Source organism: Demequina litorisediminis (genome assembly GCF_030161615.1).
Classification (GTDB): Bacteria; Actinomycetota; Actinomycetes; order Actinomycetales; family Demequinaceae; genus Demequina; species Demequina litorisediminis.
Genome location: NZ_BSUN01000001.1, coordinates 629,886 through 647,313, shown reverse-complemented (window position 1 = coordinate 647,313; position 17,428 = coordinate 629,886). Strand labels below are relative to the sequence as shown.

Genomic DNA, 17,428 nt, shown 5'->3' with positions numbered 1-17,428 from the left:
CAGCAAGCAGCAGCGGCCCCCGCGACACCGCCTGGTCGGCACTCGGGGTGGGGGAGAAGGCGTCCCTCATCGGCGTCGCTCTCGTGGTGCTCATCGCGGCCGTGGGGCCGTGGCTGATGCCCTACAGCCCCATCATTCCTTCGGGCGGCCAGGCTCGAGCCGCCGCTGTCCGACGGCCACCTCCTGGGCACCGACGTGTTGGGCATGGACATGGCCACGCGCCTCGTGTCCGGCATGCAGCGCAGCCTCTTCGCCGCGGTCGTCGTCACCGGCATCTCCGCTGTGATCGGCACCGCCATCGGCGTCATCGCGGGCTTCAAGGGTGGCTGGATCGACTCGGCGCTCATGCGCTTCACCGACATCTTCCTCGCCTTCCCCGCCATGATCATCGCGATGGCCATCGCCGCGGCGATCGGCCAGTCCCTCGGCGCCGCCATGGTGGGCATCATCGTGGTCTGGTGGCCGCTGTACGCCCGCCTCGTGCGCGGCGAGGTGCGCCGCGTAGTCGCCCTGCCCCATGTTCAAGCCGCTCGGGTCTCGGGGGTCAAGGGCTGGAAGCTCGCTGACCAGGCACGTGGTCCCCGCCGTGACCCCCACCGTCGTCGTGACGGCAAGCCTCGACATCGGCGCGGTCGTCATGACCCTCGCGGCGCTGTCGTTCATTGGCCTCGGCACTCCGGCGCCCGCGCCGGAACTGGGCCGTATGGCATCGGACGGCATGCAGTACTTCCTCAACGCCTGGTGGGTGGCCGTGCTCCCCAGCCTCGCCATCGGCCTCTTGGCCTTCGTCTTCAACTACGCCGGCGACGCGCTCCGCGTCGTGCTCCGGCGGACGGGAGTGTGACCATGCTGAGCCTTCGTCGCCAAGCGCCTCGGCTCGCTCGTGGTGGTGCTGTTCTGCCTCACGCTGTTGGTCTTCACCCTGGGAAAGGTCGCGGACTCGGACCCCGTGCGCACGTACGTGGGTGTCAACGCCAGCGCTGAGGCCGTTGCCCAGGCGCGCGAGGAACTGGGCCTCGACGACCCGGTCATCGCGCAGTATGGCTCGTTCGTGTCCGGCGCAGTGCAGGGCGACTTCGGCGTGTCGTTGTCCTCGAAGCGGCCCATCTCCGACGAGCCTGTCGACCCGCCTTCCCGCGACCCTCGAACTCGCGGGCTGGGCGCTCGCGCTGACCGTCGTCATCGGCGTCTCGCTTGCGTCCGTGTACTCGCGACCCGGCAAGTTCGGCGCGTTCATGCGGTTCGTGTTCTTCTCCGCCGCCTCCGCGCCGTCATTCCTCATCGCGATGCTGTCGGTCCTGGTGTTTTACAAGTGGCTGGGGGAGCGCTCCCCGCCGCGGGACGGTCCTCGTACGGGCCCTACGAGGACGGCACGGGGTTCTATGTCCTCGACGGCATCCTGCACGGAAGCCCCACCTACACCTGGGACGCGATCGAGCACCTCATCCTGCCTGCCTTCGCCGCCGCGGTGGGATCGGGAGTTGCGCTCGCCCGCGTGCTCGCCGACGGCATCACCTCGTCACTCAAGTCGCCCTGGGCGCGCACCGCACGGGCGCTGGGCGAGCGAGAAGGCACCATCCTGCGCCGGCACGCCCTGCGCAATGCGTCATCCCCCGCGCTGTCACTCCTCGCGGTCCAGGCGGGCTTCATGGTGTCGAGCCTGGTGGTGATCGAGCAGGTCTTCTCGTGGAACGGCCTCGGCTCGTATCTGTCCTCCGCCATCGGCGTGGGCGACTTCCCGGCCATCGCCGCGGTCTGCCTCATCCTCGGCACCGTGTACGTCCTCCTCAACGCCCTCGTCGACGTGGTCCTCGCGGCCGTTGACCCGCGCGTCCGCCTGTCCTGACAAGAAAGAAGGAACTCTCCCCATGCCACTCCAGGTGACCGATACGACCCCGTCGTCAGATCTCAAGCCCCACGGGAACGTGGTCCTGGTGGTCGTCGACATCCAGGGCGGGGGCCAGCCGACTTCCTTCGGCGCGGACAAGCCCGGCTACATGGCGGGACGGCCCGAGCGCAACGCGAAGGCCGTCGACATGGTCGCGCGCTTCCGCGACAAGGGCGTGCCCGTGGTGTTCATCCAGGAGGTGCACAAGCCGTCGCTCGTGGACATCGGCCGCGAGCCTCGACGGAGCCGAAAGCGTCCACTGCGTCGAGGGCGACCCGCGCACCGCGCTGCACTCCGGGCTTGAGCCCCGCCCGGAGGAGTACCTCATCCAGAAGCGCCGTTACAGCGCGTTCTTCGGCTCCGAGCTCGACATCGTTCTCAAGGGCTATCGGGCGGACACCCTCATCCTCATCGGCGGCATGACGGACGTGTGCATCCACTACACGGCGGTCGACGCCCACCAGGCTCGACTACCGCTTCCGCACCGTCTCCGACATGGTCATCGGCTCCTCGCAGCGCGCCCACGATGCGGCGCTGCGCGCCATGAAGTACCTCCAGCGTGACGCCCTCGTCACCCTCGAAGCCGTCGACACGTGGCTCGACGCGCTCCCCACCCCCGCCACCAATGAGGAGGACGCATGAACATCCACGGCAACACGGTCCTCGTCGTCGTCGATTTCCAGGGCGGCCCCATGGACGGCCCGATGTCGAAGGACGACCCCTTCGACATCCCCGCCCAGCGTGACAAGGCGGTCGCCATGGTTGCGCAGGCTCGCGCCAAGGGCGTGCCGGTGGTGTGGATCCAGGAGGTCCACAAGCCCCACCTCACGGACATCGGCCGCGAGGCTCGACGGCTCCGAGGGGCCGCACTGCATTGAGGGCAACAAGTACACCGAACTGGCCGAGGGCCTGGAGCCGCTTCCCGAGGAGTTCCACATCCGCAAGCGCCGCTACAGCGGCTTCTTCGGCACCGAACTCGACCTGGTGCTGAAGGCCTACAAGGCCGAGACGGTGGTCCTCATCGGCGGCTTCACCGACATCTGCATCCTCTACACGGCGGTCGACGCCCACCAGCGCGATTTCTACCTCAACGTCGTCACCGACGTGGTGATGGGGTCGTCGCTGCAGGCCCACGACGATGCGCTCGAGATGATCCGCTACCTCCAGCGGGACTCCCTCGTGACGAGCGACGACACGATGCAGTGGCTCGCGTCCCTCGAGGACGTGGCCGTCGCGGTCGCCGAGTGAGCGGGGTGTCGCGGCGCGCGCTGCTGACACTGTGGGCGCTCGCCGCGGCCGTGTTCGCCGCGACCCTGGGGTCGATGCTGGTCCCGGGTGTGCTTCCCGTCTTCGCCGAGGAGACCGGGATCTCGCTGGCCGATGTGGGTCGCTCCAACGCGGTCTTCGGGCTGGCCTATGCCGTGGCTGCGCCCGTCATCGCATGGCTCGTGAGGCATCGGCGGCCCTACTCGGTCATGATGACCGCGCTGCCGCTGGTGGCGCTGACCGCGGTCGCGGTGTCGCAGGTCGACACCGTGGAGCAGGCTCATGATTGCCCGCGTGATCCAGGCGGTTGCCGTCGCGGGCGTGGTGCCCATGTGCACCGTGCACGCCGGGTCCATCGTGGCCGGCGCGCACCGCTCCCGTGCCCTGTCGATCTCGTTCACCGGCATGGTGCTGTCGTCCCTGCTGGGCGCGCCGCTGGGCAATCTCTTGGCCGAGACCATCGGCGCCCGTGCCACCTTCCTTCTCTGTGCGGCGGTGGCCGTGATCGTGGCCGCCGTGATCGTGGCGCTCCGGCCGTGGCAGGCGGAACTGCGCAGCGACGGCGAGGCGGCCCGTGGACGCGAAGGCGTGGCGGCGGCGGTCGGAGTCTCGGCCCTCGTGGTGCTCGTGGCCACCCTCGCGACCGCTCTCCTTGAGGGAGCCGCCACGGGTGGGCTCAATACCTTCATCACGCCGTTCCTTGCACAGTCCACTGGTGCCACCGGGGCCCTGCTGTCCGGCCTCCTGCTGTGTTACGGACTCGCGGGGCTGGCGGGCAACGGCGTCTTCGGAGTCGTGGCGGATCGCATCGGTCCCGCCCGCGCCCTGACGGGCCTTGGGGTCGCGGCGGCGGTCTGTGTGGCGGGACTCGCCTACGTCTCCCACCCCGTCGGCGTCGCGGCGATCCTGCTGGCCTGGGGGTTCTGCTCGTGGGCCATCAACCCACCGCTGCAGGCCCTCATCGTGTCTCATGCCGGCCGCCACGTGAACGTCGTCGTGGGCATCAACTCGTCCCTGATCTACACCGGCACGTCGCTCGGTGCGGCGGTGGCGAGCGCACGGGTGGATGCCGGTGGTCTTGCGAGCCTGCCGCTGGTGGCCGCAGCCCTGTTCCTGGGGTGCGCCGCCACCGCATCGGTCGCGTGGGTGGTGACGTCGCGCACGGCGCGCGCCACGGTGGCCGATGCCGCGGTGCCTGCCGGTACCCCCGTGCCGTGAGTCGCGGGGTGTGGCGGCCGCGGTCGCCGTGGGGTCTTCCCGGCGCCTTCTGGGTGATCTGGGTGGGCATCCTCGTGCTGTGGACGGGGCGCTTCGTGGTGCCGTTCCTGTCGACGTACCTCGTCTCCGAGCCGGGGCTGTCGGTGACGCACGCGACGGCGGTGGTGTCCGCTTATGGTGCTGGCGGCGTGGTCGCGTCACTGCTCGGCGGGACGCTGTCTGACCGCATCGGCCGCCTGCCCGTGCTCATGGTGAGTTTCCTTGGTGGCGCCGCGATGCTGCTCGCGATCCCGCTGGCGCAGTCGGCGCTCAGCATCGCGGCGGTGCTCTTCACGTACGGCATCGTGGGGCATCTCGGCGGCCCGGCCCTCGGCGCGATGATCGCGGACCGCGTGGCCCCCGACCTGCGGCCGCGCGCCTACCTCCTTCAGGTGTGGGCGATGAACCTTGGCTTCGCGATTGGTCCCATCGTCGCCGTGCGGCTCGAGTCCGTTTCCTTCACGCTGATCTTCGTGGTGGAGGCAGCGGTCTGCGTGGCGGTCGCGGTGTTCCTTGGCAGGCTGCTGCGCTCGGGTGGCCGCTTCGGCCCGCCTGCCTTCGCCATTGACCCCGCGCTAGATGCCAACGAGCATGGCCGCGCGGGACGTGGTGGCTATCGGAGGGCGCTGGCCGATCGGCCGATGCTCGTCCTGGTGGCGCTCATGCTCGTCTTCACGGTGGTCTACTTCCAGGCCACCTCGACGCTGCCCATCGTGATGGGGGAGCAGGGCCTGTCGCTGGAGGCGTATGCCGCGTTGCTGACCGTCAACGGTGCCCTCCTCTGCGTCCTCCAGGTGCCCGCCATGCGCCTCATCGAACGCGTGCCGGGATCGGTGGCGCTCGCGGTCGGGGTCGGGGTGACGGCCATCGGCTACGCGCTCCAGGCCGTGGCCGATGACACCACCACCTATGTGGTGGCGGTCGTGACGTGGACGCTGGGCGAACTTGCGACGTTCCCTGTGGCCGCGGCGATGGTGGCCGCGCTCGCACCTGCGCGCTGGCGCGGCACCTACCAGGGGATCTACGGTCTGACCTGGTCGGGAGCGCACATGATGGCGCCGATGCTGGGTGGGCTGGTGTTGGCCCACGCGGGCAGTGCGGTGTTGTGGTGGGGGTGCGCCGGGCTCCTTGCCGCGGTGGCGACGACGATGGCCGTCACGGCGCGCGGTCTCGAGGCGGAAGTCCGTGAGCGTCGCAGCGCCGAGCGAAAGAACCGGCTCGCGGAGCCCGCCACGCAGGGTGTCAGCGAGAGCGCCCGCTGAGATCCTTCACGAGGCGCCCGCCCTGGACAACGGCCGTGACGGTGGCCGCATCGGCCAGCGCGTGAATGTCGTCGAGCGGGTCGACGCTCGTCAGGACCAGGTCGGCGAGCCTTGCCCTCGGCGACGGTCCCGAGGTGGTCCTCGAGGCCCAGGAGGCGGGCACCGGCGAGAGTGCCCGCATGAATGGCGGCCAGAGGTGACATGCCCGCGTTGACGAGGTGGCCGAGGCTCCGCGAGGTTCTGACCCTGCGGGTGGATGCCGGCGTCCGTGCCGAGCGCGACCGGCACCCCGGCGGCGATGGCCCTGGCCGCGGCGTCGCGGCCGCGGACCTGCCACTCGAGCTTCTTCGCCACGACCTCAGCGGGCTTCACCGCCGGGTCGGGCGTCATCGACAGGGTGGACAGGGTCGGTACCAGGACCGTGCCGCGCGCGAGCATCTCGGTGATGAGGGCATCGGACATCTCGTAGCCGTGTTCGAGGCTGGTGGTGCCGCCGAGCACGGCGGCCATCGCGCCCTCGTGCCCCTGGGCGTGTGCCGCGATGGCGCGGCCGCCGCGCCTGGCGACCTCCGACGCGATGAGGCGCACCTGCTGCTCGCTGAGGCCGAGGTCATCGGGGCTGTCGGTGGGCGTCGAGATGCCGCCGGTGGTGCACACCTTGATGACGTCGGCGCCCGTGCGCAGGAGCGTGCGGACCGCCTTGATGACCTCTTCGTCGGTGTCGACCACTGCCCAGCCTGGGGATCGGCTCGTAGGCCGTGTAGGCGGCGAGGCTGCCATTGGCGTTGACAGGGTCGGCGTGGCCGCCGGTGGGGGACAGGAGTGCGATCGCAAGGTGCATGCGCGGGCCGGTGATCCAGCCGCGTGCGACGGCGTTGCGGAAGCCGGGGGTAAGGCCGGACAGGTCGCGGGCGGTGGTGACGCCGGCCTCGACGGTGATCCGCATCGATTCGGCCGTCGCGAACGCGTGCTCCTCGGCGAACTTGAGGCGTTCGTCTTCGGTGCGGGCGCCGTTGGGCATGGTGAGGTGCACGTGGGCGTCGACAAAGCCGGGCAAGAGGTGGGCGCCGCGGGCGTCGAGCGTGATGTCCGCGCGGCTGGCGGCGGGGCTCGTGGGGCCGATCCGCGCGATGGTGCCGTCGACGACATCGACGTCGACTCCCGTCCGGGGCTCGGCGCCGGTGCCGTCGATGATGGTGGCGCCGACGATGCGCAGGACACCCTGGCCGGTGGGGGTGAGGGGAAGACGGGCAGGGCTCACGGCGGGCTCCTCGAGGACGGTCCGGGGTTGCCTCAGCCTATCGCGAGATTGGTACTGCCTTGTGCGCTACTCCGGCGGCTGGTGGCCTGCGTTCGGGGGAGTCTGGCGCCGTGCACGAGCATCTCGGGGGCCGAGGTCACGAGGAGCCAGACCGGCAGCACGATGACGCAGATCGACGGCAGGATCGACACGTCGCCCACGAGCGCGATGCCCATAAAGATGGCAAGCCAGCCGTCGCGGCCGATCGCCAGGATCGAGCCGACGGCGCCCGCGGCCAGCGCCATGGCCAGCGAGGTCTCTGGGGCCAGGGAGTGGCCCGCGAGTCCCACGGCGGTGCCGATGAAGACGGCGGGGAAGATCCGGCCGCCGCGGAAGCCCGCGGCCGCTGAGACCGTGAGGGCGGCCACCTTGATGACGGCGAATCCGAGCAGGGCCCAGAACGAGTACTCTGCCGCGGTCGCGACCAACTCACCCGACTGCTCCGCGCCCTTGAACATCGTCATGGTGCCGCCGACGGCGCCGAGGATGCCGACCAGGATGCCGCCAAGCGTGGTGAAGACGATGGGGTTCGGGAAGCGCCGCAGGGCGTGCCACAGGTACGGCATCGCCCACGCGCCGGCAAGCGACAGGGCGGCCGCGCCCACAGCGATGGGGATGCCGACGTAGATGTCCGCCCATCCCGGCCCCGAGTAGTCGTCGAGCCCGCCGGGGATGAAGGCGATGCCGAGCCAGTTGGCGACAAGGGCTCCCGATGCGCCGGCCGCGACGGGAGCGAAGAGCCTTGTCCCATAGGAGGCCGGGGCCCTTGATGCCCGCGACCATCTCGGTCAGCAGTAGGGCGGCGGCGACGGGCGAGCCGAACATGGCGCCCAACATGCCCGCGCCCGCGACCAACAGGATCTGGCCCGCCTGCGCGTTCGGCAGGATGCGCGCGAGCCCCCACACCGAAAGTCCGACGGCGATAGAGATGATGGGGCTTTCCGGGCCGAGCGAGACGCCCGCGCCGAGCGACACGATGAGAGCCGCAGCGATGCCAGGAAGCGCCTTCAACGGCAGCGGAGGAGCGACGAGTTCGGTGGTCGCCGAGTCGTAGCCCGCATGGCCGGGCGCGTGCCGGACGATGGTGCCGACGGCGGTGCCCGCGAGTCCGAGGACGATGATGGGCCACCACCACGCCTCCGCGTCGAATCCAGCAACCTCCGGAATCCAGTCCCACATGACGTGCGTGACGCCCTCGGCCGCGACGTCGATGGCCCACAGCACCACGGCACACATGGCGCCCACGGCGATCGCTGGGACCGTGATCTTGAGGAGAGTCCTCGCCTTGGCCGGATTGCGCTCATCGTGCGTGAGGGTCGCGTCGCTCATGGGCCCGAGCATAGGACCCACCGGCGCGACTAGACTGGTCGGTCGTGGCCACCGACTTTCCTGCAGAGATCTCCGCGCTGAACGCGACCTTCCACCAGATCGAGGCCGTCAGCGACCCCGAGAAGGCTCGCGGCGCGCATCGCCGAGCTCGAGACCCAGGCCGCCGCGCCGGACCTGTGGGACGACCAGGAGAACGCGCAGGCCGTGACGAGTGCCCTGTCTGCCGTGAACTCCGAGAAGGATCGCCTCGACCGGATGCGTCAGCGCATCGAGGACCTTGAGGTTCTCGTGGAACTTGGCACCGAGGGCGATGACGAGGACACCCTCGCCGAGGCGGATGCGGAACTCGTCGGCCTGAAGAAGGATCTCGAGTCGATGGAGGTGCGCACCCTCATGTCCGGAGAGTGGGACGAGCGCAACGCGGTCGTCACCATCCGCTCGGGCGCCGGCGGCGACGATGCGACCGACTTCGCGGAGATGTTGCTGCGGATGTACCTGCGCTGGGCTGAGCGCCACGGCTACTCGACCAAGGTGCTCGACACGTCCTACGCGGAGGGCGCGGGCATCAAGTCCGCGACCTTCGAGGTCAACGCCCCGTACGCGTTCGGCACCCTGTCGGTGGAGGCGGGAACCCACCGACTCGCGCGCATCAGCCCCTTCGGCTCGGCCGATAAGCGTCAGACCTCCTTCGCGGCGGTCGAGGTCATCCCGCAGATCGAATCCACCGACCACATCGAGGTGGCCGAGGCCGACATCAAGGTTGACGTTTTCCGTTCCTCTGGCCCGGGTGGACAGTCGGTCAACACCACCGACTCCGCGGTGCGCCTGACGCACCTTCCCACCGGCATCGTGGTGTCGATGCAGGATGAGAAGAGCCAGATCCAGAACCGTGCGGCCGCGATGCGCGTCCTCCAGTCCCGCCTGCTGCTCCTCAAAAAGGAGGAAGAGGCGGCGCAGAAGAAGGAACTCGCCGGAGACATCAAGGCGTCGTGGGGCGACCAGATGCGCTCCTACTTCCTGTACGGGCAGCAGGCGGTCAAGGACCTTCGGACCGGCTACGAGGTGGGCAACCCCCAGACCGTCTTCGATGGTGACCTCGACGGCCTGATCGATGCGGGCATCCGCTGGCGCAAGCAGCAGCAGACGCAGGAGGACTAGGCCCGGCATCGGCCGCTGATACGGCCGTTGGGCCGTGACGAACGCGACACTCCGCGGGCGGCGCGCCTCCCGAGATCCCGCTTGACACGTTCTTACGATGCTGGCGGAAGCGCGTGACTACCCCTCGCGCAAGTGAACACATGATTCGACTCGACAACATCTCCAAGGTCTACACGCGAGGTGCCCGTCCGGCGCTCGACGGGATCGACGTGGAGATCGAGCGCGGCGACTTTGTCTTCCTGGTCGGCTCGTCCGGCTCGGGCAAGTCCACCTTCCTGAAGTTGGTGCTGCGCGAGGAGCGGCCGACGAGCGGCGACATCTGGGTCGCGGGCCGTCATCTCAACCGCCTCTCCAGTTGGCGCGTGCCTCACCTGCGTCGCGAGATCGGAGCGGTGTTCCAGGACTTCCGGCTGCTGCCGAACAAGACCGTCTACCAGAACGTGGCTTTTGCGCTGCAGGTGATCGGCAAGTCCAAGCGAGACATTCAGCAGAACGTCCCCGAGATGCTTGAGCTCGTCGGGCTCGCGGGCAAGGAGCGGCGCCTGCCGCATGAACTCTCCGGCGGTGAGCAACAGCGCGTCGCGATCGCTCGCGCGTTCGTCAACAGGCCGCCGATCCTGCTGTGTGACGAGCCCACAGGAAACCTCGACCCTGGGACGTCCGTCGGCATCATGCGCCTGCTGGACCGCATCAATCGCACGGGTACCACGGTGCTCATGGCGACGCACGACGACGAGATCGTGGACCAGATGCGCAAGCGCGTCATCGAACTCAAGGGCGGACAGTTGGTGCGAGACCAGGACCGCGGCGTGTACGGGCTGGAGACCGTCTGATGCGGCTGAGGTTTATCTTCGGCGAGGTCTTCAACGGCATCCGTCGTAACTCGACGATGGCGCTCTCGGTGGCGCTCGTGACCTTTGTGTCGCTGACCTTCGTGGGTGCTGCGGCACTGACGCAGATGCAGGTCCAGCAGGCTGAAAGACGCCTGGTACGGCAAGGTTGAGGTGTCGATCTTCCTGTGCCCGCCGGACTCCTATGAGGAGAACTGTGCTGCCGGGCCCGTGACTGATGCGCAGACCGACGACATCGTGGCGGTGCTTGAACAGGGCAACGTCTCCGATCTCGTCGAGTCGGTCTACGTCGAGACGCGCGAGGAGGTCTACGACAACATCGTGGCCGCCGACGACTCCGGCGTGTATTCGCAGGCTGGAGCCGGAGGACCTGGCTCCCGTGCTGCGCGTGAAGCTCACGGACCCGGAGGAGTTCCAGGTGGTGGCCGATGCCACGGCGGGGCTCGCAGGGGTTGAATCCGTCTACGACCAGCGTGAAGTGTTCGATGATCTGTTCGACTTCCTCAACGCGGCCACCATCGTGGCGGCTGCGCTGGCCATCGTGATGATGGTGACGGCGATGCTGCTCATCACCACGACCATCCGGCTGTCCGCGCTGAGTCGACGCAAGGAGACGACGATCATGCGCATGGTCGGCTCGTCGCGTTCGCTGATCCAGTTGCCGTTCATGCTTGAGGGCGCGGTCGCGGCGACCGGCGGAGCGTTGTTGGCGATCGCGGGCTTGTGGTTTGGGGTCCAGTACCTCGTGGAAGGTTGGCTGACGGGTTCGATCTCGTGGGTCGACTACATCAGCCGTGACGACGTGTGGTCGGTTGCGCCATGGTTGATCCTCATCGCGGTAGGCCTCGCGGGCGCCGCCTCCTGCTGACGCTGAACAGGTACACGCGCGCATGACAAACGAGACTCGACGCCCCCTCATCCTCATCGTCGCCGTGATGTTGGCGGCGATTCTTGGTGGTCTGGCCATCGGCCTCGCGGGGTCGGCCCGCGCCGACGACTACGACGACGACATCGATAAGTACCAGGACCAGATCGATGAGGCCGAGGACGGCCTCGCGGATGCGAATGCCGACAAGAAGGCCGCGGAAGAGCGGGCCGACGAACTCGATACGGCGTTGGAGGACACCGACGCCAAGATCATCGATGCTGCGCAGAAGGTCGACGACCTCGAGTCGCAGGTGCCTGCGCTGCAGACGGCGCTCGATGAGGCTCAGGCGGCGGTTGATGCCGCCATCGTCGAGCAGGGAATTGTGGCCGACAAGCCTTGAGGCTGCTGAGGCGCAGGACGCCGCCATCACCGAGCAGATCGCGTCCGACGAGGACAGGGTTGAGGAACTCCAGTCGCTCGTGGCTGCGATCGCGCGCGAGTCCTACAAGGGCGGATCCGCCGAGGAAAGCCTCGGCATCGTGTTTGGTGCGGCCGACGAGGACGAGTTCGTGGACGAGTTCACGGCGCAGCAGTCGGCGTCGCGAGTTCAGGCGTCCACGCTTGCCGAACTCGATGAGATCGCCGCCGTCAACCGCAACCGTGGCGCCCGCCAGGAGGCGGTGCGTGACTACATCACGGAGCCTCAAGAAGCAGGCCGATGCGCTCGTGGTCGAGCGCAAGGACAAGGAGGCCGAGGCGCAGGACGCCAAGGACGCCTTGGATGCGAAGGCGGCGGAGGCCGAGGACGCGAAGCAGTACCTCGAGTCGCAGCGCGCCACCTTCCTCGCTCAGCAGGAAGAGAACGAGCGCCAGCGTCAGGACATCCTGGACAAGGTCGCGGACCTGTACGAGGCCAAGAAGGCTGCCGAGGACGGTAAGTCCGATGCCGAGGACGCGAAGGCCGAGGCGGAGCGCAAGGCCGCTGAGGAGGCCGCGCAGTCCGGTGGTTCGTCGGGTTCGGGCTCGGGCGGGAGCTCCGGCGGAGCCGCCTCGGCGTCGGGGTACTTCGACTACCCGACGTCGAACGTGTACATCACGTCGTCGTATGGCATGCGCTATCACCCGATCTTCCACTACTGGCGCCTCCACGCCGGTACGGACTTCCGTGCGTACTGCGGCACGCCGATCTATGCGGCGGCTCCCGGCACCGTGGAGTGGGCGACGGTCGTGGGCGGCTTCGGCAACCAGGTCATGATCGACCACGGCGAGGTGGGTGGTGACTACGTCATGACGAGTTACAACCACCTCACGAGCCTTCGCTGTATCCTCGGGCCAGTGGGTCGACCGCGGCGATCTAGTCGGCTACTCGGGTTCGACCGGTAGGCTCGACGGCCTGCCACCTGCACTTCGAGATGTATGTGAACGGCGACACCGTCGACCCGATGTCGGTGCTGTAGAGCATCGTCGCCTAGACTCGAACCTTGCCCTGGCAGACACGGATCGAGGAGGTGAGTCATGGCGGACGAGCAGAAGGTGATCGCGACCAATCGCGCCGCGCGTCACGACTACTTCATCGACGACACGTTCGAGGCGGGTCTCGTGCTGTGGGGTACCGAGGTGAAGGCCCTGCGGGCGGGACGGGCGTCGATCGTCGACGGGTATGTCCACGTCGAGGGCACCGAGGCGTGGCTCGAGAACGTGCACATTCCGGAGTACACGCAGGGAACGTGGAACAACCACGCGCCGAGGCGTCGCAGGAAGTTGCTGCTGCACCATGCCGAGATTGACCAGTTGCTGATCAAGACCCGGGAAAAGGGTTTCACGATCGTGCCTCTGCGCCTGTACTTCGTGAAGGGGCGCGCCAAGCTGGAGATCGGGATCGGCCGAGGTAAGAAGCACTACGACAAGCGGCAGACCCTGCGTGAGCAGCAGGACAACCGCGAGGCCGAGCGGGCGATGAGCCTGCGTCGACACGACTGACCTCGCGGCTTCACTCGTACCGGTAGCGAGGTCTCACTTGCGCCGGTCACGCGGTCTCACCCACGCCGGTCACGCGGTCTCACTCACGCCGGTCGCACTCCTGCGCCGCATTGTGATATCCGGCGGGCCGCGCCGTGAATGAGATGCGGCTCGCGCGCGATCCGGTCTGAGCCGGCAGTGTGAGCCAAACGCGACGAGGTGAACTCCGTAGCGCCGTGGGGTAGGGCGACACTCCGCCCGCCACGCGGCCAGGTGTTGTTCAGCCGGTCCCATCTCCGCCTCTCCTGCAGGCACCGCACCGCTGACCGGCGCCGTGGCACTGGCCGCCTTCTCCCTGCCTCGCGCGACCGCAGCGACCGGTTCCGTGTCGGCTGCTGTCGTTCGCGACTCTGCGGGAACGGGGCACGAGACGCTCGGGGCACGGCGGGCTAGGCATGGCATGGCGTCGTCGCTGGACTGCGGTGGCCCGCCGAGCGCTTCATCGCCGAAGGCGAGGGAGTCGAAGAGGCGTCTGCCGCCAGGTCGTCTTCGCCGCGCCGGATCGATGCTGGCGGGTGGGGTGAACCACACCTCGGTGGCCGAGGCGTCGACGAACCAACCGTCGCGGTGAAGATCGTGATGGCAGCGCACGCACAGCAGGACGCCGTTAGCCAGGTCCGAGGCGCCGCCACGTGCCCAGTGCTCAATGTGGTGGGCGTCGCACCAAGAAGGTGGCGCGCCACACATCGCGCAGCCGCCATCGCGTGCCACCAAGGCGGTCTTCTGCGCCTCGGTGAAGTGGCGCCGCCTGCGGCCCTGGTCGAGCACGTCGGAGCGGTCGCCGAGGACCTGGGGGATGATCTGCGCGCGTGCGAGGAGGCGTCGCAGTTCGCCGGCCGACGGCGCGGTGGACAGTCCGTCGACCTGGACGCCGCCGCGTGGACCGTATGCACCGCGTGTGCCGCGCAGACCACGTGGACCGCCCAGGCCACGGGAACCGCGCAGCCCACGGGAACCGCCTGTCGCGGGAGCCTCCGCGAGCGATGCCAGGTCGTTGTAGTCCATTCGCACCACCACGGTGACGCCCGCTCGCGGCAGTACCTCGACGTCGCACCCGTTGATGTGTCGAGCAAAGGCGCCGATGGCGTCGGCACGCACCTGTTCAGGAGTGCGGTCGTCGACCGTCACCGTGTGCCCTGCCTTGACGGCGTCCTGCGCTCGTTTGCGGGCGCGGAAGTTTTGATTGACCATCGCCTCCATGGCCGCGACGAGAGGCGCGCCGTTCTCGGGGTCGAGTTGACCCGTGAGACGGATCATGCCGTCCGCGTTCTCGCCGAGCCGCAGGAAGCGGCGGGCGCGACGAGCCTCCGCCAACTCCTCGAGGTGGGCGGCGTCTAGTCGGGCCTCGTGCCGGTTGATGAGTTGATGGAGGCGTTCCAGCCTCATGTGCGTGGCCGCGACCACGAGGTCTTGCTCGCTGCGGCTGCGCTCTTCATCGGCACAGCGGGACGCGACGCGCGACAGCATCCGCGTGATGGCGGTCGCGGCCTCGACGCCCAGACGGCCCTCGCGCACCGCGGCGGCGACATGGGGGAACACCAGCGGCCGCGCGACCGCCTCGTCTCCCGGGCTCGGCGCGTCCATGCCGCCTTCGGGTGCGGCGTCGCCTTCGGACGCAACGCCACCGTCAGGCACCATGCCACCGTCGTGACCAGCGCCACCCTGACGCCCCACGCGCTCCTCCGGCCCCACGCGCCCGCCGACATGAGTCCCGTCCACGGCGGCGTCCGCGGCGGCGAGCGCCTCGCCCATGTCGATGAGGCGGCCGGCCTCGGCCGCCGACCCGCCGGTCTGTCCCGCGACGAGCCCGCGCTCGTCGCCGCGGCCCTGACGCCGCGCGAGCCCCGCGCCGGATCGCCCCACCGCGCTGCGCGACCGGGTCGCCTGCTCGGCCGCCACCACGGCGAGCATGCGGTCGATGCCGCGCCGCACCGCGCCCGCGGCGGTGCCGAGGGCGATCAGGTCCGCATCGGCCATCTGCGGGACGTGGGTGGACCGTACTTCGTGACCCGAGCCAAGGACGGCGAGCACGCGCTCCTGCCACGAGGCGAGGGAAGCGGGCATTTCGGCCATATCGCTACTTCGTCACGCCCCTCTGACATTGCGACGATGTCGCGGCGACAGTGCGGCGATATGGCGGCAAAGCCGTCTCGCCACACCTCCTGCACCGGACCAAAGGCCCTGCTTCGCGCCCTGCGCCCCGCCTACCGTCGTAGTCATGCTTTCCATTCCCGAAGCCGTCGACGCGCAGGCCGATGCCGCCGCCGTCAAGGTGGCTGCCACCCGCCGCCCGCTGCGTTTTCTCGTCTCGTCGATGCTCGCCGGCCTCTGGGTGGGCGGTGGTGTCTACGTGATGTTCTCCGCGGCGGGCCCGTTCTTCATCGCGGGTGACCCGGCGACCCGGCTGGTCTCGGGCGCAGTCTTCGCGATCGCGCTGACCTTCGTGGTGTTCGCGGGCTCCGAGGCTCGCCACGAGCGCCATGATGATCCTGCCCATGGGCGCGCTACGCCGCAGGATTACCTGGCTGCAGGGCGCGGGGACGCTCGCTTTCGTGCTCGTCGGCAACCTGCTCGGGTCCCTTGTGCTCGCGTGGGTGCTGATCCAGTCGGGGATCTTCAACGACGCGGCCACCGGAGGCATGCTCGACGGCATCCTGACGTCCAAGATGAGTCACAGCCCGACTGAGGTGTTGTTCCGCGGCGTCATGTGCAACATCCTGGTGTGCGTCGCGATCTGGGCCGCGGGCCGCGTCAAGAGCGAGGCGGCGAAGGCGATCGTGATCTTCTGGGGCGTGTTCGGCTTCATCGCCTCCGGGTTCGAGCACGTCGTCGCAAACATGACAATCTTTGGCGCGGGAGTCCTCGGAGGCAGCACCGTCGACGTGACGTGGGCAGACTTCGGCACCAACATGCTGTGGGCGGGGCTTGGCAACCTCGTGGGCGGCATGGTCATCATGGGGATGGGCTACCACTTCATCGCGGGACGGCGGAAGGCCGATGCGGCCGTCCCGGACTCCATCGACGCCGCCGATGTTGCGGTGCAGCAGGACGCCGTCCCTGAGGTCGAGCGGGTCAGTTGACGCCGTCGCGCAGTTTCTCCAGCATGACGAACCCTTGGTGGTCGATGCCGGAGGCGCACGCCGATACGATCCCGACCGCCACTGACGCCGCGCGGTCCACTCCGACGAACGCCGCGAAGCCGCCGGTCTGGCCGTTGTGCCAGGTCACGTGGCGGCCGCGGGCCGCTGACGTCATCCAGGCATAGCCGATGCGTGTGCCGGGCATGGCGCGCCGTCTCACCGCTTCGTGAGGCACGAGCGCACCGACCCACGGGGCGGCGCCAGGAGGCGCGTCCAGCGGGTCGACCGGCAGCCCGCCGGGGACGATGCCCGCCTCGGCCGTTCCCACGCGCGCGAGTGCGCCGACGAGCGCTTCCAGGTCCGCGGCAGTGGCCCGGATGCCGCCAGCAGGGGCCACGCCTTCGCCCACCCACGCCTGGTGAGGGAGGCCGCGCTTGCTGACCCCGCGCAGCGCCTGGGCGCTCAACTCCGACTCGTCGCCGGCGACGTACGCGCCGGTCATGCCGAGCGGCGTGAGCACCCGTTCGCGCAGCGCGTCGCCGTACGGTTGGCCGATGCCCGCCGCGACCGCGTGGCCGAGCAGCGAGAAGCCGAGGTTCGAGTATTCGAATCGCTGCTTGCCGAGCGTGGCCGCTCGCGCCTGCTCGAGGAGACCGGCGAGGTCTTCGCCGTACGGGTTCTCGCCGCGCCGCCACATGGCCCAGGTGCGCGCCAGGAGCGACGGGCCGTCCACGGGCTGTCCCAGCCGGGGAAGCCCCGACCGATGCGCCGCGAGGGCGCCGAGCGTCACGGCGGCCGCGGGAGCCTCGCCCAGGTCGAGGAGGTCGCCCAGGCGGGTGTCGAGCCGCACCTCGCCTCGCGCGAGCGCATCGGCGAACAGCATGCCGGTGAGGCCCTTGGAAACCGAACCCATCTCGGCAGCGGCCGTGTCCTCGCAGCCGATGGCGCGAGAGGCGGACTCGTCGTGGCGTGCGACGGCCGTGAGGACGATGCGGTGGCGGCGGGGGAGGAGGCCCTGGAGGGCGTCGAGCTCGGCTTCCATGGTCACCGACGCTATCGCCGCCCGGGCGCGTGCCGCATCGGCCATGTGAACGACGATGCCCCCGGACTCCGTGTGGAGTCCGGGGGCATCGAGCGGTGCGGGCAGTCG

Annotated in this window: 24 protein-coding genes and 1 pseudogene; 19 read left to right on the top strand and 6 right to left on the bottom strand. The window is 69.2% G+C overall.

What is annotated here, in order from left to right:
• The first annotated feature begins 204 nt into the window (after nucleotides 1-204).
• The 9 genes from QQK48_RS03910 to QQK48_RS03875 all read left to right on the top strand — a co-directional run bounded on the left by QQK48_RS03910 (nucleotide 205) and on the right by QQK48_RS03875 (nucleotide 5,673).
• Entirely contained in the window at nucleotides 205-984 is a 780-nt protein-coding gene (locus QQK48_RS03910; protein WP_284329302.1) for an ABC transporter permease, read from the top strand.
• Entirely contained in the window at nucleotides 911-1,846 is a 936-nt protein-coding gene (locus QQK48_RS03905) for an ABC transporter permease (RefSeq protein WP_284327538.1), read from the top strand. Before QQK48_RS03910 ends, QQK48_RS03905 begins: the two co-directional genes overlap by 74 nt.
• A gap of 34 nt (nucleotides 1,847-1,880) precedes the next feature.
• Complete coding sequence (locus QQK48_RS03900) at nucleotides 1,881-2,192, top strand: hypothetical protein (RefSeq protein ID WP_284327537.1); 312 nt, start codon at nucleotides 1,881-1,883, stop codon at nucleotides 2,190-2,192.
• On the top strand, nucleotides 2,176-2,451 hold the full coding sequence (locus tag QQK48_RS21180) for a cysteine hydrolase family protein (RefSeq protein WP_431308396.1): 276 nt from the start codon (nucleotides 2,176-2,178) through the stop codon (nucleotides 2,449-2,451). The genes QQK48_RS03900 and QQK48_RS21180 overlap by 17 nt, the downstream gene beginning before the upstream one ends.
• A complete protein-coding gene (locus tag QQK48_RS03895; protein WP_284327536.1) occupies nucleotides 2,384-2,530 on the top strand; it encodes a hypothetical protein in 147 nt (48 codons plus the stop codon). The genes QQK48_RS21180 and QQK48_RS03895 overlap by 68 nt, the downstream gene beginning before the upstream one ends.
• On the top strand, nucleotides 2,527-2,766 hold the full coding sequence (locus QQK48_RS03890; RefSeq protein ID WP_284327535.1) for a cysteine hydrolase family protein: 240 nt from the start codon (nucleotides 2,527-2,529) through the stop codon (nucleotides 2,764-2,766). The genes QQK48_RS03895 and QQK48_RS03890 overlap by 4 nt, the downstream gene beginning before the upstream one ends.
• Nucleotides 2,651-3,136 (top strand): cysteine hydrolase family protein, encoded by a 486-nt coding sequence (locus QQK48_RS03885; RefSeq protein ID WP_284327534.1) that lies wholly within the window; start codon nucleotides 2,651-2,653, stop codon nucleotides 3,134-3,136. The genes QQK48_RS03890 and QQK48_RS03885 overlap by 116 nt, the downstream gene beginning before the upstream one ends.
• 300 nt (nucleotides 3,137-3,436) lie before the next feature.
• Nucleotides 3,437-4,372 carry an MFS transporter gene (locus tag QQK48_RS03880; protein WP_284327533.1) on the top strand — a complete coding sequence of 312 codons (936 nt, stop codon included), beginning with the start codon at nucleotides 3,437-3,439 and terminating at the stop codon, nucleotides 4,370-4,372.
• Nucleotides 4,297-5,673: an MFS transporter gene (locus QQK48_RS03875; RefSeq protein ID WP_284327532.1), complete on the top strand. Its 1,377-nt coding sequence runs from the start codon at nucleotides 4,297-4,299 to the stop codon at nucleotides 5,671-5,673. Before QQK48_RS03880 ends, QQK48_RS03875 begins: the two co-directional genes overlap by 76 nt.
• Before the next feature lie 90 nt (nucleotides 5,674-5,763).
• Here QQK48_RS03875 and QQK48_RS03870 read toward each other — a convergent pair whose 3' ends face one another.
• The 4 genes and pseudogenes from QQK48_RS03870 to QQK48_RS03855 form a co-directional block, all read right to left on the bottom strand.
• Nucleotides 5,764-6,402 (bottom strand): amidohydrolase family protein, encoded by a 639-nt coding sequence (locus QQK48_RS03870; protein WP_348523435.1) that lies wholly within the window; start codon nucleotides 6,400-6,402, stop codon nucleotides 5,764-5,766.
• Nucleotides 6,284-6,934, bottom strand: a complete 651-nt coding sequence (locus QQK48_RS03865) for an amidohydrolase family protein (RefSeq protein ID WP_284327531.1) — start codon at nucleotides 6,932-6,934, stop codon at nucleotides 6,284-6,286. Before QQK48_RS03865 ends, QQK48_RS03870 begins: the two co-directional genes overlap by 119 nt.
• Before the next feature lie 32 nt (nucleotides 6,935-6,966).
• Nucleotides 6,967-7,578 (bottom strand): chloride channel protein, encoded by a 612-nt coding sequence (locus QQK48_RS03860; protein WP_284327530.1) that lies wholly within the window; start codon nucleotides 7,576-7,578, stop codon nucleotides 6,967-6,969.
• Nucleotides 7,579-7,759: 181 nt separating this feature from the next.
• Nucleotides 7,760-8,152 (bottom strand): annotated as a pseudogene (locus QQK48_RS03855) (chloride channel protein); the annotation flags it as partial.
• Between the two features lie 194 nt (nucleotides 8,153-8,346).
• On the opposite strand from QQK48_RS03855, the gene prfB reads away from it, so the two are divergent.
• From prfB to smpB, 9 genes are all read left to right on the top strand, one after another.
• Nucleotides 8,347-9,460, top strand: a protein-coding gene (prfB, locus tag QQK48_RS03850; protein ID WP_284327529.1) for a peptide chain release factor 2 whose coding sequence is annotated in 2 segments (ribosomal slippage) — nucleotides 8,347-8,433 and nucleotides 8,435-9,460 — 1,113 coding nt in all. Because the reading frame shifts where the segments join, the coding sequence is not laid out codon by codon here.
• Nucleotides 9,461-9,600: 140 nt separating this feature from the next.
• Nucleotides 9,601-10,293, top strand: a complete 693-nt coding sequence (gene ftsE, locus QQK48_RS03845) for a cell division ATP-binding protein FtsE (protein WP_084078805.1) — start codon at nucleotides 9,601-9,603, stop codon at nucleotides 10,291-10,293.
• The gene (locus tag QQK48_RS19015; RefSeq protein ID WP_348523434.1) at nucleotides 10,293-10,463 is read left to right on the top strand and encodes a hypothetical protein; all 171 of its coding nucleotides are present in this window, start codon (nucleotides 10,293-10,295) and stop codon (nucleotides 10,461-10,463) included. The genes ftsE and QQK48_RS19015 overlap by 1 nt, the downstream gene beginning before the upstream one ends.
• Before the next feature lies 1 nt (nucleotide 10,464).
• Entirely contained in the window at nucleotides 10,465-10,767 is a 303-nt protein-coding gene (locus QQK48_RS19010) for a hypothetical protein (protein ID WP_348523433.1), read from the top strand.
• On the top strand, nucleotides 10,691-11,179 hold the full coding sequence (locus tag QQK48_RS19005) for a permease-like cell division protein FtsX (protein WP_348523432.1): 489 nt from the start codon (nucleotides 10,691-10,693) through the stop codon (nucleotides 11,177-11,179). The genes QQK48_RS19010 and QQK48_RS19005 overlap by 77 nt, the downstream gene beginning before the upstream one ends.
• A gap of 22 nt (nucleotides 11,180-11,201) precedes the next feature.
• Nucleotides 11,202-11,579 (top strand): hypothetical protein, encoded by a 378-nt coding sequence (locus QQK48_RS03835; RefSeq protein WP_284327528.1) that lies wholly within the window; start codon nucleotides 11,202-11,204, stop codon nucleotides 11,577-11,579.
• Nucleotides 11,560-12,117 (top strand): coiled-coil domain-containing protein, encoded by a 558-nt coding sequence (locus QQK48_RS03830; protein ID WP_284327527.1) that lies wholly within the window; start codon nucleotides 11,560-11,562, stop codon nucleotides 12,115-12,117. The genes QQK48_RS03835 and QQK48_RS03830 overlap by 20 nt, the downstream gene beginning before the upstream one ends.
• 172 nt (nucleotides 12,118-12,289) lie before the next feature.
• Entirely contained in the window at nucleotides 12,290-12,562 is a 273-nt protein-coding gene (locus QQK48_RS03825) for a M23 family metallopeptidase (protein ID WP_284329301.1), read from the top strand.
• Nucleotides 12,563-12,694: 132 nt separating this feature from the next.
• A complete protein-coding gene (gene smpB, locus QQK48_RS03820; protein WP_284327526.1) occupies nucleotides 12,695-13,159 on the top strand; it encodes an SsrA-binding protein SmpB in 465 nt (154 codons plus the stop codon).
• 69 nt (nucleotides 13,160-13,228) lie between these two features.
• Here smpB and QQK48_RS03815 read toward each other — a convergent pair whose 3' ends face one another.
• Complete coding sequence (locus tag QQK48_RS03815) at nucleotides 13,229-15,262, bottom strand: HNH endonuclease (protein WP_284327525.1); 2,034 nt, start codon at nucleotides 15,260-15,262, stop codon at nucleotides 13,229-13,231.
• A gap of 416 nt (nucleotides 15,263-15,678) precedes the next feature.
• Between QQK48_RS03815 and QQK48_RS03810 the strand changes: the two genes are divergently transcribed.
• On the top strand, nucleotides 15,679-16,278 hold the full coding sequence (locus QQK48_RS03810) for a formate/nitrite transporter family protein (RefSeq protein ID WP_348523431.1): 600 nt from the start codon (nucleotides 15,679-15,681) through the stop codon (nucleotides 16,276-16,278).
• Here the strand turns inward: QQK48_RS03810 and QQK48_RS03805 are convergent.
• The gene (locus QQK48_RS03805) at nucleotides 16,271-17,320 is read right to left on the bottom strand and encodes a serine hydrolase domain-containing protein (RefSeq protein WP_284327524.1); all 1,050 of its coding nucleotides are present in this window, start codon (nucleotides 17,318-17,320) and stop codon (nucleotides 16,271-16,273) included. The two genes, QQK48_RS03810 and QQK48_RS03805, sit on opposite strands and share 8 nt — an antisense overlap.
• Nucleotides 17,321-17,428 lie beyond the last annotated feature (108 nt).

Bases quoted from the DNA above. Each gene is read 5' to 3' on its own strand.
- QQK48_RS03910 (WP_284329302.1), top strand. From the start codon at position 205: ATGGACATGGCCACGCGCCTCGTGTCCGGCATGCAGCGCAGCCTCTTC.
- QQK48_RS03895 (WP_284327536.1), top strand. From the start codon at position 2,384: ATGGTCATCGGCTCCTCGCAGCGCGCCCACGATGCGGCGCTGCGCGCC.
- QQK48_RS03890 (WP_284327535.1), top strand. From the start codon at position 2,527: ATGAACATCCACGGCAACACGGTCCTCGTCGTCGTCGATTTCCAGGGC.
- QQK48_RS03880 (WP_284327533.1), top strand. From the start codon at position 3,437: ATGATTGCCCGCGTGATCCAGGCGGTTGCCGTCGCGGGCGTGGTGCCC.
- ftsE (WP_084078805.1), top strand. From the start codon at position 9,601: ATGATTCGACTCGACAACATCTCCAAGGTCTACACGCGAGGTGCCCGT.
- QQK48_RS19015 (WP_348523434.1), top strand. From the start codon at position 10,293: ATGCGGCTGAGGTTTATCTTCGGCGAGGTCTTCAACGGCATCCGTCGT.
- QQK48_RS03835 (WP_284327528.1), top strand. From the start codon at position 11,202: ATGACAAACGAGACTCGACGCCCCCTCATCCTCATCGTCGCCGTGATG.
- QQK48_RS03825 (WP_284329301.1), top strand. From the start codon at position 12,290: ATGCGCTATCACCCGATCTTCCACTACTGGCGCCTCCACGCCGGTACG.
- smpB (WP_284327526.1), top strand. From the start codon at position 12,695: ATGGCGGACGAGCAGAAGGTGATCGCGACCAATCGCGCCGCGCGTCAC.
- QQK48_RS03815 (WP_284327525.1), bottom strand. From the start codon at position 15,262: ATGCCCGCTTCCCTCGCCTCGTGGCAGGAGCGCGTGCTCGCCGTCCTT.
- QQK48_RS03810 (WP_348523431.1), top strand. From the start codon at position 15,679: ATGATGATCCTGCCCATGGGCGCGCTACGCCGCAGGATTACCTGGCTG.
- QQK48_RS03805 (WP_284327524.1), bottom strand. From the start codon at position 17,320: ATGGAAGCCGAGCTCGACGCCCTCCAGGGCCTCCTCCCCCGCCGCCAC.